At 39.9% G+C, this 13,352-nt stretch carries 25 protein-coding genes and 1 pseudogene; 2 read left to right on the top strand and 24 right to left on the bottom strand.

Going from position 1 to position 13,352, the window contains the following annotated elements; translation table 11 throughout:
* Positions 1–27: 27 nt before the first annotated feature.
* From PU629_RS07155 to PU629_RS07045, 23 genes are all read right to left on the bottom strand, one after another.
* Complete coding sequence (locus tag PU629_RS07155; RefSeq protein ID WP_275283599.1) at positions 28–354, bottom strand: nucleoside triphosphate pyrophosphohydrolase family protein; 327 nt, start codon at positions 352–354, stop codon at positions 28–30.
* A 17-nt stretch (positions 355–371) separates the two neighbouring features.
* Positions 372–551, bottom strand: a complete 180-nt coding sequence (locus PU629_RS07150; RefSeq protein ID WP_275283598.1) for a hypothetical protein — start codon at positions 549–551, stop codon at positions 372–374.
* Positions 541–765 (bottom strand): NrdR family transcriptional regulator, encoded by a 225-nt coding sequence (locus tag PU629_RS07145; protein ID WP_275283597.1) that lies wholly within the window; start codon positions 763–765, stop codon positions 541–543. The genes PU629_RS07150 and PU629_RS07145 overlap by 11 nt, the downstream gene beginning before the upstream one ends.
* Positions 766–780: 15 nt before the next feature.
* Positions 781–1,029, bottom strand: coding sequence for a hypothetical protein (locus tag PU629_RS07140; protein ID WP_275283596.1), 249 nt, complete (start codon positions 1,027–1,029; stop codon positions 781–783).
* 18 nt (positions 1,030–1,047) lie between these two features.
* Positions 1,048–1,449: a hypothetical protein gene (locus PU629_RS07135; RefSeq protein ID WP_275283595.1), complete on the bottom strand. Its 402-nt coding sequence runs from the start codon at positions 1,447–1,449 to the stop codon at positions 1,048–1,050.
* A gap of 74 nt (positions 1,450–1,523) precedes the next feature.
* Positions 1,524–1,697 carry a DNA strand exchange inhibitor protein gene (locus PU629_RS07130; protein WP_275283594.1) on the bottom strand — a complete coding sequence of 58 codons (174 nt, stop codon included), beginning with the start codon at positions 1,695–1,697 and terminating at the stop codon, positions 1,524–1,526.
* Between the two features lie 31 nt (positions 1,698–1,728).
* Positions 1,729–2,028, bottom strand: coding sequence for a hypothetical protein (locus PU629_RS07125; protein WP_275283593.1), 300 nt, complete (start codon positions 2,026–2,028; stop codon positions 1,729–1,731).
* Between the two features lie 5 nt (positions 2,029–2,033).
* Positions 2,034–2,267, bottom strand: coding sequence for a hypothetical protein (locus tag PU629_RS07120; protein ID WP_275283592.1), 234 nt, complete (start codon positions 2,265–2,267; stop codon positions 2,034–2,036).
* Positions 2,264–3,100: a zinc-finger domain-containing protein gene (locus PU629_RS07115; protein ID WP_275283591.1), complete on the bottom strand. Its 837-nt coding sequence runs from the start codon at positions 3,098–3,100 to the stop codon at positions 2,264–2,266. The genes PU629_RS07120 and PU629_RS07115 overlap by 4 nt, the downstream gene beginning before the upstream one ends.
* 2 nt (positions 3,101–3,102) lie before the next feature.
* Positions 3,103–3,510 (bottom strand): hypothetical protein, encoded by a 408-nt coding sequence (locus tag PU629_RS07110; RefSeq protein WP_275283590.1) that lies wholly within the window; start codon positions 3,508–3,510, stop codon positions 3,103–3,105.
* A gap of 10 nt (positions 3,511–3,520) precedes the next feature.
* The gene (locus tag PU629_RS07105; RefSeq protein WP_275284373.1) at positions 3,521–5,500 is read right to left on the bottom strand and encodes a DNA polymerase; all 1,980 of its coding nucleotides are present in this window, start codon (positions 5,498–5,500) and stop codon (positions 3,521–3,523) included.
* Complete coding sequence (locus tag PU629_RS07100) at positions 5,500–6,282, bottom strand: DUF2815 family protein (RefSeq protein WP_275283589.1); 783 nt, start codon at positions 6,280–6,282, stop codon at positions 5,500–5,502. Before PU629_RS07100 ends, PU629_RS07105 begins: the two co-directional genes overlap by 1 nt.
* Positions 6,279–6,455, bottom strand: a complete 177-nt coding sequence (locus tag PU629_RS07095) for a DUF3797 domain-containing protein (protein ID WP_275283588.1) — start codon at positions 6,453–6,455, stop codon at positions 6,279–6,281. Before PU629_RS07095 ends, PU629_RS07100 begins: the two co-directional genes overlap by 4 nt.
* The gene (locus PU629_RS07090) at positions 6,456–7,628 is read right to left on the bottom strand and encodes a DUF2800 domain-containing protein (protein WP_275283587.1); all 1,173 of its coding nucleotides are present in this window, start codon (positions 7,626–7,628) and stop codon (positions 6,456–6,458) included.
* The gene (locus tag PU629_RS07085; RefSeq protein WP_275283586.1) at positions 7,625–8,110 is read right to left on the bottom strand and encodes a hypothetical protein; all 486 of its coding nucleotides are present in this window, start codon (positions 8,108–8,110) and stop codon (positions 7,625–7,627) included. The genes PU629_RS07090 and PU629_RS07085 overlap by 4 nt, the downstream gene beginning before the upstream one ends.
* Before the next feature lie 41 nt (positions 8,111–8,151).
* Positions 8,152–8,340, bottom strand: coding sequence for a hypothetical protein (locus PU629_RS07080; protein ID WP_275283585.1), 189 nt, complete (start codon positions 8,338–8,340; stop codon positions 8,152–8,154).
* A 213-nt stretch (positions 8,341–8,553) separates the two neighbouring features.
* Positions 8,554–8,730, bottom strand: coding sequence for a hypothetical protein (locus PU629_RS07075; protein ID WP_275283584.1), 177 nt, complete (start codon positions 8,728–8,730; stop codon positions 8,554–8,556).
* Between the two features lie 12 nt (positions 8,731–8,742).
* Positions 8,743–8,901, bottom strand: coding sequence for a hypothetical protein (locus tag PU629_RS07070; protein WP_275283583.1), 159 nt, complete (start codon positions 8,899–8,901; stop codon positions 8,743–8,745).
* A 116-nt stretch (positions 8,902–9,017) separates the two neighbouring features.
* The gene (locus PU629_RS07065; protein ID WP_275283582.1) at positions 9,018–9,206 is read right to left on the bottom strand and encodes a hypothetical protein; all 189 of its coding nucleotides are present in this window, start codon (positions 9,204–9,206) and stop codon (positions 9,018–9,020) included.
* A gap of 38 nt (positions 9,207–9,244) precedes the next feature.
* Positions 9,245–9,424 carry a hypothetical protein gene (locus PU629_RS07060; protein ID WP_275283581.1) on the bottom strand — a complete coding sequence of 60 codons (180 nt, stop codon included), beginning with the start codon at positions 9,422–9,424 and terminating at the stop codon, positions 9,245–9,247.
* Positions 9,425–9,632: 208 nt separating this feature from the next.
* On the bottom strand, positions 9,633–9,794 hold the full coding sequence (locus PU629_RS07055) for a hypothetical protein (RefSeq protein WP_275283580.1): 162 nt from the start codon (positions 9,792–9,794) through the stop codon (positions 9,633–9,635).
* Positions 9,795–9,827: 33 nt separating this feature from the next.
* Positions 9,828–10,586, bottom strand: a complete 759-nt coding sequence (locus PU629_RS07050; protein ID WP_275283579.1) for a phage antirepressor — start codon at positions 10,584–10,586, stop codon at positions 9,828–9,830.
* An 80-nt stretch (positions 10,587–10,666) separates the two neighbouring features.
* Positions 10,667–10,906, bottom strand: coding sequence for a helix-turn-helix domain-containing protein (locus tag PU629_RS07045; RefSeq protein ID WP_275283578.1), 240 nt, complete (start codon positions 10,904–10,906; stop codon positions 10,667–10,669).
* A gap of 117 nt (positions 10,907–11,023) precedes the next feature.
* On the opposite strand from PU629_RS07045, the gene PU629_RS07040 reads away from it, so the two are divergent.
* Positions 11,024–11,410, top strand: coding sequence for a helix-turn-helix domain-containing protein (locus PU629_RS07040; RefSeq protein ID WP_275283577.1), 387 nt, complete (start codon positions 11,024–11,026; stop codon positions 11,408–11,410).
* On the top strand, positions 11,394–12,512 hold the full coding sequence (locus PU629_RS07035) for an ImmA/IrrE family metallo-endopeptidase (RefSeq protein ID WP_275283576.1): 1,119 nt from the start codon (positions 11,394–11,396) through the stop codon (positions 12,510–12,512). Before PU629_RS07040 ends, PU629_RS07035 begins: the two co-directional genes overlap by 17 nt.
* Before the next feature lie 75 nt (positions 12,513–12,587).
* Here the strand turns inward: PU629_RS07035 and PU629_RS07030 are convergent.
* Positions 12,588–12,941: pseudogene (locus PU629_RS07030) on the bottom strand (sigma-70 family RNA polymerase sigma factor); the annotation flags it as partial.
* Positions 12,942–13,352: the final 411 nt, after the last annotated feature.

Raw genomic sequence — 13,352 nt, 5'->3', positions numbered from 1 at the left:
CACCCCACAAGCACCCACGCCCAGACATTACTCAGTCCTATTGATGCTTGCTTCTGTGCTGAAACCATTTGGATACCTCTTCATTAGTTTTTCGATATTAGCCGTGGCTACCTGCTCGAGCGTGTAGCCTAAGGCATTGGCCATTCGAGCCACATAGAACATTACATCTCCAAGCTCTAACATCAGCTTTTGAGGATCAAGCTCATGGCCGTGGAACATAACCTTCTTCACACCGTCCACCACTTCTCCTGCTTCCCCGCCGATCCCCATGGACCAGGCAACGAGTTCTTCTTTTTTATTTGAGAATGCACCGGCTGTACGCTCGGTCATTTTTTGATAGTCATTCAGTTTCATAGGTTTTGCTCCTTTAATCACATTGATTCCAGGCTCATCATTTTTAATAAATATCTACCCGTCGTACTTTCCAGCTCTTTTTTAACATCTTCGCCTTTTTCATGGCGAGCTCCTAAATCCAATATTTCATCAATGATATCGGCACATTCTCTAAATATATCTCGAGCTTTAATTAATTCCTTCTCATTATTCTTCATAGTAAGCACCTTTCCGTGGTCTTCCCAGATCCTTCAGATCCGGGAATTTTTCAGCGAGAAACTCATTAAACAGCTCGCTCATATAACCACTTTCAAACTCATAAGTTTTAAATCTATAACCACAATCCTTACATTCTCTTCGCCTAAAAATTTGATCGCCTTTTTCTCTTTTATCGACAACAGCTGTCTTAGCTTCACATACTGGACATTTCATATCGAGCACCTCTAATCACGGGTTACGATGCTTAGCCCCTTTTGGCTTATTTGGAGAAGGAATAAACTTTCCAATTGTATTTGACGGATTTTCCATTTGATGAATTTGCTTCTCAACCGAAGCGATATCCTTTTGCATTTTTTCAAGATCAGTCTTCATTTTTTCAAGTCTTTTTTCTTTGTTTTGGATATTAAAAATCAAGTCTTCTTCATCTTGTTTTCTAAACTCGAGCCAATCTTTAAGAATTTCTAAGGGTGTATTCATTACAAAAATCTCCTCCTATTAATTCGTAATTTTAACTTCTTCCTGAAGATCCTCTCGGACCCTCATCTTGTATTGCCTATTTAAATGTCTACTTTTAATCTTTCTAATTTCACCAACTGCTTTATTTAAATCATTTTGAAAGGTTCTCATTCTCGTGACGACTTCGACTAACGGCTGCAGCATTTCATTTTGATCCTTAAGCTCTCTTCTTTTAACCCGAGCCGTTTGTATATCCCGAGCAAGAATGTAACCCTTAGAAGCGTTGAAAGTCGTTAACTCAATGACATGTTCGATGTCCATAATTTCTTTTTCTAGGAGGTCAATAGATTGCTTGTTTTGTTCAAACAATTTAGGAGTGTCATTAATAATCGAGCGCAACGTATTTGTGAGCTGCTCAATGTCACCAAATAAAGTATCCATTCCCTCCTACCCACTTCCTTTTTCAGGATCAGACTTATCTCGCTTTTTCCTCGAATTGTTCACTAACTAAGGTTTCAAATATTGTTTCTTTCTTGGAAATCAGCAACTTCATTTGCAAACTTCATTTTCAGGCGACTTTCTTCTTCTCTTTCCTTGTCAGTTATGCTTTTTCTTAACTCATAATGACCTAATGCGTGTTTGATTATCTGTAACTCTTTATAACTTAATCTCATATTGATTTTTGACATATAAATCACCTTTCTTGTGTCACAATATAAGTCAACTATTCATCCGTTTGAGTTTCATGCGAACTGAGTGCGATGTTCTACCCGTTAAAACGGCTACTTGATAAGGGCTCATTTCACCTGATTCACATTTGGCCAGAAGGGATAGATCCCTGTCTGACCATCGAATGACTACCCGATTCTCAGGCTTTTGCACAGATTTGTAAGGATGAACTGAAATATTATCTCCACATACCGGGCAATAGGCTTTACGAATGCCATTTGCAGAGTAAACTCTAAATACCGTCACACAGTCTTCGCACAGAAACGACTTTCCCCAGTCCTTACCTGCCATGGTGCTTAACCCACGGTAATCTCAAAGATGGTTTCATCACCATAATCAGATTTTTCGATGCAAGGGCTAATGTAACGAGCGCTTAAAAACTCATCTTTGGATTCGGGTGCATCGCTGTCGTAAACACCATACTTTTTAATGCTATTGCAAAGCTGGTCAATGCCATCAGGACTAAAATTTCCCACCAGCATACCTGTCGCCTGGTCTTCGTGGCGAATGTAAACCTTAATCGAATTCATGCTTTTGCTCCTCTCTCGACTAGAGTTAAAATGGCATAACCGGCAATGTCTCGAAGGGTGTCATCGATGGATTCACTCTTCACTAGATGCTGATGGTTAATCAGAGTCTTATAGCGTTCAAGTTTGTCAGTTAAACGGATGACAACCGAAAGATCCCCAAACTCGGTATAAAGCTTTGCAAAGGAATTTCCATAATCATGGTTTTTAGCAGCTAAAAGGTTTGCGATCTGCCCGGCTACCTCGTGGAACTTACTCTGTGAAACAGGGATTGGAGAGAACTCCCCGGTAACTATTTTTACAGGCCCATCTTCCCCAACCATTTTTAAGGTATCTTTTCTTTGCTCAAACTCTTTAACAGAGCTGTCCTCTTCATCAATTATTCTTTTCAAGGCTTCCTGCTGAAGTGCTGCCCGCTTATTCTTGGAGTCCGTTACTTCGTGTTTCCTATCAGCCTTTGGCTTCTGGACTGAAGCATCTGTTTTATAAGTCCTTACCCCTATCTCCCAATCCCTTTTGAACTTAATGAGAGTATTTGGGTTGAGGTTATAAATCTCTCTGATCTCTTTGTCAGTCTTACCTTGTGCTTTGAAATCCTGGTAGACGTTTTTAGTTAAAGCAGGATTTGGCATGGTATCGATCCCTTTCTCCCTTTTTGGTTTCTTTTTTATACCTAAGAGTTGTTCTCCTAAGCCCTTAAGCTCTTTTCCAACCCGACATTTATCTCTGCAATATCTAACTTTTTTATCAACATGTAAGTTCTTAATCAGTTCGCATGGCTTACAGTGGTTATCCTCTAGATCATCGATTTTGCGAAGAATTTCTAGTCGATCCATGACTAAACAATCTCGACCACTGGAATTAATTGAAATCCTTCATAATGCAGGGATAAATCGTTTAGTTCGACTCTTCCTAATGAGCCCTTTTCGTCGTATAAAATAACCAATTTATCTTCCTGTTTTTCTATGGTATAAAGCATTCTTTTAAGCTTTTTCTCAAGGGCCCTGATTGCTCTATAATCGATAATGATTCCTTCGACTTTAACCGGTTGAATCTTAGAGAATGCGTAAAATATTCTTCGTTTACGCTCCAAAACAGTCAGTCGTTGGGCTAGGCGAGGAGGAATCTTGATGTCCTCTTTCGCATGCGGAGCCCCAATCAATTTGATCCTACATATCACCGCATCAGTCGCTAGCTTCATTTCAGCCTTTAACTCTTCTAAGCTTCCAGAGGCTATCCGTAACATAAGCATCCTCCTAATCTTTCTTGTAATAACTCGAAACGAATCCATCCGCATTAAGCGGTAGCCCAGGGGCCCATGAGATGGGTTGCCTCATAATGTCAGTCACCGTATCAAGATCCGCAAACTTCTCTGGAACATCTAAAACAACCTCGTCATGTATAGTCATGACCGTCTTATAACCCGCAGCATCCAATCGGTTAAGCGTGACTGCTAAACAGTCCCGTGCGATAGCTTGGGTAATATTTTCCACCAGCTTCCCGCCGTAGGTGTTTTGTTTTCCCCATTTTTTGGTCGTTTGATCGAGACCGTAATAATAAACGGCTTCTTTTCCAAAATCATTCTCCGCTAAAAAAGGTTTGGCATAGAACAACTTACGACCACTCGGAAGTGTTATTGTGAGAAAGTCTAAGCCATTGGCTATGTCGGACTCTCTGGCCAATATCAATCCTTTAACACCTGCAGGTTGGTTGGTTTTTAAAACCGAAAGAGCTGCATTTTCAACCGAGTACCATAGGTCCACGATTCGTCTACTGGCTGCTCTCCAACGTCTTACAATGTCCGGAAGTTCTTCTTCAGTTAAACCGTCATCGAGGGCGCCCATATTTATAAGTGCACCTTTTCCTCCCTGGTAACCTAAAGCAAGCTCGGCCACTTTCCCTTTTTGCCGTAGGCTGTATTCCGGATTTCCTTTTTTTATAAGTTCAAGCGGAACTCCGAACATCTGCGAAGCTGATGCTTCATAAATCTTTCCGTGAGTATTGAACACGTCTAGCCGCCACTGTTCCCCCGCTAGCCAGGCGATCACCCGAGCCTCGATAGCACTAAAGTCAGAGACAACAAGAAGGTTTCCTTCAGCGGGTATAAAAGCTGTCCGAATCAATTGGGATAATGTATCAGGGACATTTCCATAGATCAACTTAAGCGCATCCACTTTTTTCTCTCGGACTAGATCTCTTGCATGTCCAAGAGTAGATAAATAGTTTCTCGGAAGATTTTGAACTTGAACTAAACGCCCAGCCCATCTGCCTGTACGGTTTGCCCCATAGAACTGAAGGAGTCCTCTAACGCGGCCATCTTCGCAAACAGCTTCAGCCATGGCCTGATACTTTTTCACGCTAGTTTTGGAGAGTTCTTGTCTTATTTCAAGCGCTCTTTTTACATCGCCCTCGACAGTTTCCACAAGATTAGATACTGTATCTTTCTGAAGGTTTTCCACTTCAACGCCCTGATCTGTGAGCCATTTAGTCAATTGAGCAGCACTATTAGGATTATTTAATCCAGTAATCTGTACAGCTTCTCTTGTGAGCTCTTCCGTTACTAGGTCATTCGTATAAAGCGCGCCTTCGATTAGCTGTTTATCGACTGCAACGCCTCGAGCATTAATGAGTTGATCCAGCTCCCAAAGCTTTTGTTCTTGTTCGGGAACAGGAAAACGAACAAGACGATTACCGATCTCTTTTTCCACTTCAACGTCTTGGACGCAGTAGCCTTTAAACAATTCCCATTTCTCAGGTTCGTGATGTGGGAGTGTTCGAGTACGACCACCATTCTTTTTATTGGGCTTTGTCGGTGTGCAAAATAGTTTGATTAGAGAAGATCCTACACTCATCTTTCGCTTATCTTGTGGTAAGCCCAGGGCGACCGCTGTTGGTCCTAAACCTGCTGTGTAGCCACAGTAGAGACCGTGAAACATAGTGCAATGCCATTGATCTATCCAAAACTTCGGATTCCATCCAAAATGTTTACTGAGACAAAACCACTCGAAGGCTGCGTTATAGGCTTTCTTTGTCACTTGTCGGTTACCCAATGCGATTATGATATGCTCTGGGATAACCTCACCGTTGGCTAAATCGATTATTTTTGTTGGCTCGCCATTCTCAGAGTAGGCAAACAGTAAAACCTCAAAATCGGGGGACTCTACGTATTTGTAGAGGCCCGATTTTTTAATATCAACTGAAGAAAATGTTTCGATATCAATATTCAGAGTGCTGATCATATCCCATACACGCCGCCGTTATTGATCGGTTGGCCTGTAATCGGATCAAATTGAGGTTGTTGAGGCTGTTGCTGTGGTTGCTGATACTGTTGTTGTGGTGCTTGTTGGTATTGCTGTTGTTGACCGTAACTTTGTTGTGGTGGTGCCTGATATTGTTGTTGAGGCTGTTGATACTGTTGCTGTTGAGGTGGATATTGTTGATTGAATGCTTGTTGGTGTTGATCAGCAAATCCAAAGTCATCTTGTGCAGCCGGAGCAGATCCACCTAACGGATCACCATCACGAGTTTTTTGAACGTTAGTACTGATGTAGCATCCAACACCTTTTTTCCCAGTAAACATGTAAGGAGAGAAGTTAATAGCAATTTTCCCGTACATACCGCTGTAAACCTCAGTTTGATCGATAATAGGATTAAGGCTGGCATCCACAACTTTAGGTGGATAATCTACACCTGTTGTTGCCGTAAATACCCAATGCCCTTTGCATTCGGGTCCAAATTCTGTACCGTCAGAAGGTTTAACACCATCACCATCGTGAATAGGGATCGCAAGCACGGGAGGAACGACGCCATTCCAAACACTAGACTTTCCTTTTTCTTTTGCGGCTTCGATGGCAGCGTCAATACGTTGTTTGGTTGCAATATCAGATTTTGGAAGAAGGATTGTAGCACTATATTTTGGTTTTCCACCAAATTGATCTTCACGAGGCTTGAGAAGACTTACAAAGCTAAAACGTACTTCACCTGTAACAACACGAGTTGGATTTGATTGATTTGTCATTTTTGCATTTCCCCTTTTGAGTTAATTTTTATTGAAAATCCACAGTTGCAAGTTCTTATAAAACCATCTTCATCAATATTAAGAGTGCCTTTTCCATTTCCAAGTCTATCGCTCCCACAATCAGGACAGTTTGAATATTTCTCCATAAGTTCAAGCGCTTTTCGAAGTAACATTTACTTAAAGTCCTCCGAAGCATCAGGCTCTAAGGTGACGGCTTTTCGTTTATCCTTGACCGGTACTAGCGTAGGTTTTCCCGGCTGTTTCACGACATGACCTGAATCCTCAAGCAAACTCTTATACTCTTTCTTGCCTAACTCTTTTTCGAGTTTAGGAGCCGTCAAGGGAACGCGATCGTAAAGCACGGCCTCATCTATTCCATTGGCTTTCAAGTGTTCGAAGGCTTTATCGATGTCAACGTATGTACGTGCACCTCGCCCTTCAACCGCCTTCCAACCTGGTACTTCATTGCCTTTCAGCGCTTCAGTTAAGGCGTACTCTTTCAGATCCTTTACCCAGGAATCAATCGCAATGGCTCTTTCTAAAGCGCTGCCCACCTCTTCCTGGCTGAGCAGACGTGGATCTACCTGCTTGAAGTCATCAAGTGCCAAGTATTGATTCGCTCTTGCACTACACACCGCTTTGGCTCTACAGAATTTACAATGCTCACCTGGAACGAATTCGCCTTCCCCATTAAAGGCTTTTTGGGCAAGGGGTTTAATCTGTTCTCCCCATGCCAACAGCTCGTCCAATGTTAACGTAAATTCAGATATGCTATCTAAGCGAGGTTGGATGATTGCCAAGTGAATGTTTTTGATTGGATAGAGCAAACTATATTCAAGAAAGGCCCCAAGTGCATAGAGTTTCATCTGTGGATTGTCTTCGGCCGACACGGGTACGCCTTTCCCATACTTGAAATCCGTAATGAAGAGAGTGTCTCCTCCAATAATGAGGCAATCCACTGTTCCAAACCCTTCAGGTGCGTAAGCTCCATAATCCAATTTCTTTTCAACCGTTACATAAGGTTGAGAAGGAAGGGCCATCGTAAGCTCTTTTAAATAGTCCAGGTAGGCTTCGGTATGAGCCAGCATTTCTTCCTGGAACAACTCGTGCTTTTTAAACTTATTAAGCCGTGTGTTAAAGGTCCGAGTGCTAATGGGTTCAACGAAGTATTTTCGAAGCTTAAGCTCCGCGATCTCATGTGCAAGTGTACCCTCCTCAGCGTAAACAGATGATTTACTTGGGAACTGCTCCTCGAGTCGAACACTTGGTGTGCACGTTAACCATCTGTGTGAGGCACTGGCAGATAGGATGGCGTGTGAGCGTTCAGCATGTGCGATTTCTGTCATAGCTGAGCCCCTAATTCGCGAAGTTTTGTCGCGAATGCACCATATTGCTCTTTAGGTAGCTGCATAAGTGCAGGAGCCCCAAAAGAGGATAACAACTGAAGCAAATCGTTTTGTTTTCCGGCATCCATCAACTGTGCTGCTGCCTTTGCTAGTTGCTCGAAGGAATATTCAGGAGCCGATGTCGGCACTTGGGTTGTAACCGGATGCTGGTTTAGAGTCGCCTGTTGTTGCTGAACAGACTGGTCTTGTGTTGGTACAGGAGCTTGTGTCGGTACTGCTTGTAGATCAGGTGGCGCTTGCGTTGGCATTTGCTGCACAGGAGTAGACTGAACAGGTGTTTGAGCGGCTTCTTGTTGAACAGGTGCAGGAGTTGCAGTTTGAAATGTATCAGGAACACCAGTTTGAAAGTTTAAGAGATTAGTAAGACCAGTTAAAAATTGCTTCAATTCAGGCGTTAAGCCGATAGTGACTGTGATATTCATAAAAATCCCCTCTCATGATATAATTCTTTTTGTAAAAGTTTTTACATGGCCTTCGCTATGGCAGTAGCGCGGGCTTTTCTTTTGCGCACGTCTTTGAGCTGTGCTTTGGCTGATTTGGTCCATTTCTTTACGAGGGAAGAATCCAGGTCTTCCAACTGACCGTGCTTAAGCATCCAAACGGAGTTTTCAAGCATTCGTTTTTCGCGATCTAGCTGTTGCTTCTCGTTCATCGTTTCTCACCTCCTTTCAATTGTGGAATAACCCAATGATTGTATAGACACAAGCGATGATTAAACCGATTCCTGAAAAAATCTTGGTCATTTATTTTTCACCTTCTTGGTTCTATTTTTCGATTAACTTGCACATACTATTAAGTTAAGCACCTTGTCCAAAAAGTGTTGAAAAAAAGGTGCGCCGTAGCGCTTTTTCATCGTAATGCGACACTATGCTTTTATAACTTGAACCGAAACCATATTACATATATTTTCAATGGTTTCTTTTTTCTTAAATTTTTCGATAGCTTCTATCGGCCATCTTGCTTCAACTTCTTTCTCAATTACAATCCCATGTAATGCCGGTTTATCAATGGTCGCCTTTACTAGCCAAAGTTGATTATCCATAAAGAAAACTCCCTAGTTAATATGATTAAAACTTGATTTGTCTTCTCTGAAATCTTCTATAACTTCTTCTGGAGTCGGTTTGCTCATATATGTGGTGTAGTATCTTTTACCTCTTTTTGTTTCTAATGTCACAAAGAAATAATCTGATATACAGCTAATATTTACTGTCATAAATCCATTCCCCTTTATGTCACAATATCGGTCGATTATCAGACAAGAATCAGTCCAACATCCTCGAATTGCGACATTAAAATTCATAATTAAACCAATACTCTTTTTACTTCACATTATTCTTTTACGACCTTAATCCAACAAACATTAGCGGTTGGTATGATAAGTGACAAACTATCGGTGGATATATCATCGAAAAATAGTGTATAGTTACCGTCTTCACTCCATGCTGCAAAATTATCCGTTGATAACATTTCCTCCCCACCTTTTTGACCATAGTCTTTATACAATACGTTAATAGTCATTATCTTCATTTCCTTTCTTACTAACTTCGCAATAGGGGTCAATTTTCTCCCGTTTCAATCATCACTTGTCCAATCCAATGGATGTCATTATCCATTTCAGTGTCACAAATAGGACAATGGTAATAATCGAATTGATTGTCTTTATTTGCTATTGCAAAATCTTTATCACATGACGGACATCTAAAGAAATCATAATACCCTGACTTAATCTTGCTCATTTTCACGCCTCCTCCCCTTTACGTCGCAATATGGGTCGAATGGACACTTAACGCTTAAGCAGCAGCTCATTTAGTTTGTATTTGTACCTAATTAACCGTTGATATCTTCTATTCTGCTGTTCTCCGCGACCATTCCACCGTTTGCTATCTCTACTATCAGCCACTTTTTCGGTGTACCAATTAATCCTTTTTACGGCTTTACTTAAGTTCATTTTGATCTCTCCAACAATTCTTCTAACCACTCTATTTCTTGCTTCTGATGAAACCCTTTTTTATTTTGTATGTCACGCTTAATGATGCTAAATAGAAATTGAGTTGCATTTTGTCTTGCAAGCTTCGCGCTAGGTCCTTCAATAATTTCTATCTTCATCGTTACACCCTCCGAATGGTGTTATCTTTCTTACTAGGCAGACAAACCGCGTTCAATTAAAGGAAGAATACCCTTCTCATTTTTAAGCAACTCATAAATGAACAGCCTACCCTTTTGAGTCCAATAGGTGTGCATTTTACTTTTCTCTGAATCGATAGCATGTGTTTTACTTTGTGTGTACCCTTTATCTGCATATTTCTGATATAAGAGCCAACAATCACCTTGTTTATATTGAACACCCAACTGGTGAAGCATCTTATTCAAACTTACAGCGCTAAGACCAAAATCTTTGGCTATTTTACTCATGGATAGTAAAGACTTATTTTGAAGGACGAGGTCGTAATATGTAGCCTTTGGTTGCAACTCATTGATCACTTGTTCCTTTTGAGCATTTTGAAGTCTAAGAAATTCATTTTTCTCTGCTAAATCCGCCGCTAATCTTAAAGCCTCAGGTAGAGACTGCGGCATTAAATAACCACCTGTTTTTCTGATTTCGGGAAGTACCTTATGTGTTACCCATCGTTTAAACTGTTTTGCCTCCGGTTTTCTACTACCAAGAATTAATGAATATAGCCCTGCTTCATTTACAATGGTTCTATTTGGATTACCAATACCGTCGGTTAAAACTACGGTATTAAATTCATCTTCATCTAATCTTGAAACAGCATCTCGACTATTTTTTATGTCCAATACCTCACAGATGTCTTTTGCAACAAACCAGGGTTCGTTGTTAATAAGTAAGGTTCTTACATTAACACTTTGAAATTGAAAGAGTTTTTGAATTTGCTGCATAAAAAGCCCCCTAATTTATTAAAAAATATGTCATTTTATGTTGCGTTATTTTAAATAACGGTTTATAATAATGACGTTGATTAATTATTTGAACGTTGTATTTCAACATCCGCTAAATCAGGAAAAAGTTGATCTGGTGATGTTTCAAAGTACTTCGCTAATTTAAAAAGCAGTTTAGCATCGGGATTACCTCTCCCGCTCTCAATGTTGCGAATATGACTTTCACTAACATTAAGATCAATTGATACTTGTCTTTGTGAAACATTTAACCTTTGGCGAAGGCGTTGAAATGTTTCACGTCGGTGGTTTGGGTTTGACATAGTTATCACCTCCGAAACGTTTATTAAAAAAACCTTAACTTCATAATAAACGATTATTAAAACAACGTCAACCCCAAAAGCGTTATTTTAATTAACCTTTTGAGGAGATTCAATAAAATGGATGATTATTTAAAAAAACAAATGGGTCAGCGTATTAAAGAAGAGAGGTTAAACTTAGATTTATCACAGGATGCCCTAGCAGAGAAATTAGGAATGAAGAGGGCAAACGTCTCTAATTATGAAGCTGGAAGAGTAGTACCACCAGGCAATATATTGCTTGAAATGTCAAAAATATTTAATGTGTCTACCGATTATTTATTATGTAAAACAGATACGCCTAATTCTGATATTGAATCTAGCCTTGATGATGATATCAGAACTATCCAAAGAGGATACAGAAGAATGACCAATAAAGATCGCAAAAAAATGATGAATATTATCAAAGTAACCTTTGAAGAGGCTTTTAATGAGGACGAATTCGAAGACGATGATGAAGACATCTAAACCTAATTATAAAAGAGCTGAAAAAGCAGCGCATGATCTCATTCTTTCTTACGGCATAAATAAGTTACCTGTAAAAGTAAAACGTATAGCAAAAAAATTCTCTAACTTAAAGCTAGTTAAATATTCGCAATTCGCAAAGAAACAAAACATGACTATAGAAGAGGTCTATGATTTTGCAGATAGCGAGGAAGGGTGTTGTTGGTACACTAAATCAACGAATAGATACATCATTCTTTACAATGACACCCGTGATAATGTGGGTAGAATAAGATGGACTATTGCACACGAACTTGGGCACTTTATTTTAAAGCACAATGAATTAAACGATAAGACAATTCTTACAAGAGGATCGTTAACTAAGCAGGAGTATAATGTTTACGAGAGCGAGGCAAACTGTTTCGCTAGAGCCCTTTTAGCTCCGTCCTCAGTCTTGACCAGTTTGGGGTATGTTACAATTTTTGACATTTCCCATATTTGCAATATATCCTTTCAAGCAGCTCAAAACGTGATTAATTTTCTAAAGACAGGACAAGAGATGGGGAGAGGCAAATCTATTAATATAGTAAAAGCTTTTTCTAATTTTATCTTTAAAGTAACTAACTCTCATCACTGTAATAACTGCAGTGCCACCTTCACGTTAGAGAAACCGTTTTTCTGCCCTTACTGTGGGTCTGATAAATTAAGTAAATTACCATTAACGTTTACAGGAGATGAAGGAATGAAATACAAAGGTTTTGAGGTTGATCCAATATTCGGCAGAGCTGCTTCTTGCCCAAAATGTAAAAATGAGGAAGTAACAGGTGAATACTGTAAAATTTGCGGTACATTTGTTGTTAATAAGTGTACTGGGTTTCCTCCTGATAAAATAAACCAACCTTTTACCGGAAAATGGCATCAAGATTTAGATAACAGTTGCGGAACTGTTTTATCTGGGGATGCTCGATTTTGTGACCGTTGCGGTTCAACATCAACCTTTTATGAACAAGCATTACTGGAAAGTTGGGAACAAGAACAAAATACGAATCACAATCAACGCAGAAATAACCTTCTATTAATTGAATCCCAACAAATTGACATTTCAGATGAGGATCTACCTTTTTAGGAACACTTTTTGATGAGTGATAATATAAGCTTCTGAAAAAAAGCCCTTAATTAAGGGCTTTTTTATATGCGCCACTAATGACATTAGAATCTCATTTTCAATACAACGAGCGGCATAGGTCGCAAGCTTCGTGCCTTTTCCTGATGAATAGGACTCAATCGCTTTGATTAAACCAATTGTACCAATGGAGATTAGATCTTCGTTGTCCTCTTTCGTATTATCGAACTTCTTGCAAATATGGGCAACAAGGCGCAGATTATGTTCGATTAACTTATTTCGGGCTTCCTGATCGCCATTTGCCATTCGTTCTAGACAGTCTCTCTCTTCTTCTTCTGAAAGGGGCTGCGGGAACGCATTGTTTTTGACATACGAGACAAAAACCCAGAACTCTTTAATTAAGTATGCGATACCACCAACGATCGATAACATGAATGCCACCTCCATATAGGCTCATGCCCTATACTCAACATATGTGGGCGCTGTTGATTTGTGTCTGTCCATGCGAAAGACTTATACCCTTTCCCTCTTAATGATCATCGAACAAAAAGAAGCTTCATTTAAAGAACCCTAAGGACTCGATTGATCAAAAGAGTATGGACTAATAACGTTCCCAATGCCCAAGCTGTTTTAAACGGCATAGACAAACAGTTTGTGAGATTAATGGTTAACTAGGGTGGCATCTCCATGTAAAGTGATTTATTTTTTCGACAAATTTCGTTTTCAACCGCTCCGCATTATTCGACAATGGATTTTTCAGTAACAAAGCAAAAAACACTTGTATCAAGGAATCCCAAGTGTTATCAGCATTAAAAAAGCCCCAAAAATTAGGACAAATTATTT

Source organism: Pullulanibacillus sp. KACC 23026 (assembly GCF_029094525.1).
Classification (GTDB): domain Bacteria; phylum Bacillota; class Bacilli; order Bacillales; family Sporolactobacillaceae; genus KACC-23026.
This window is presented reverse-complemented; position numbering and strand designations above follow the sequence as displayed.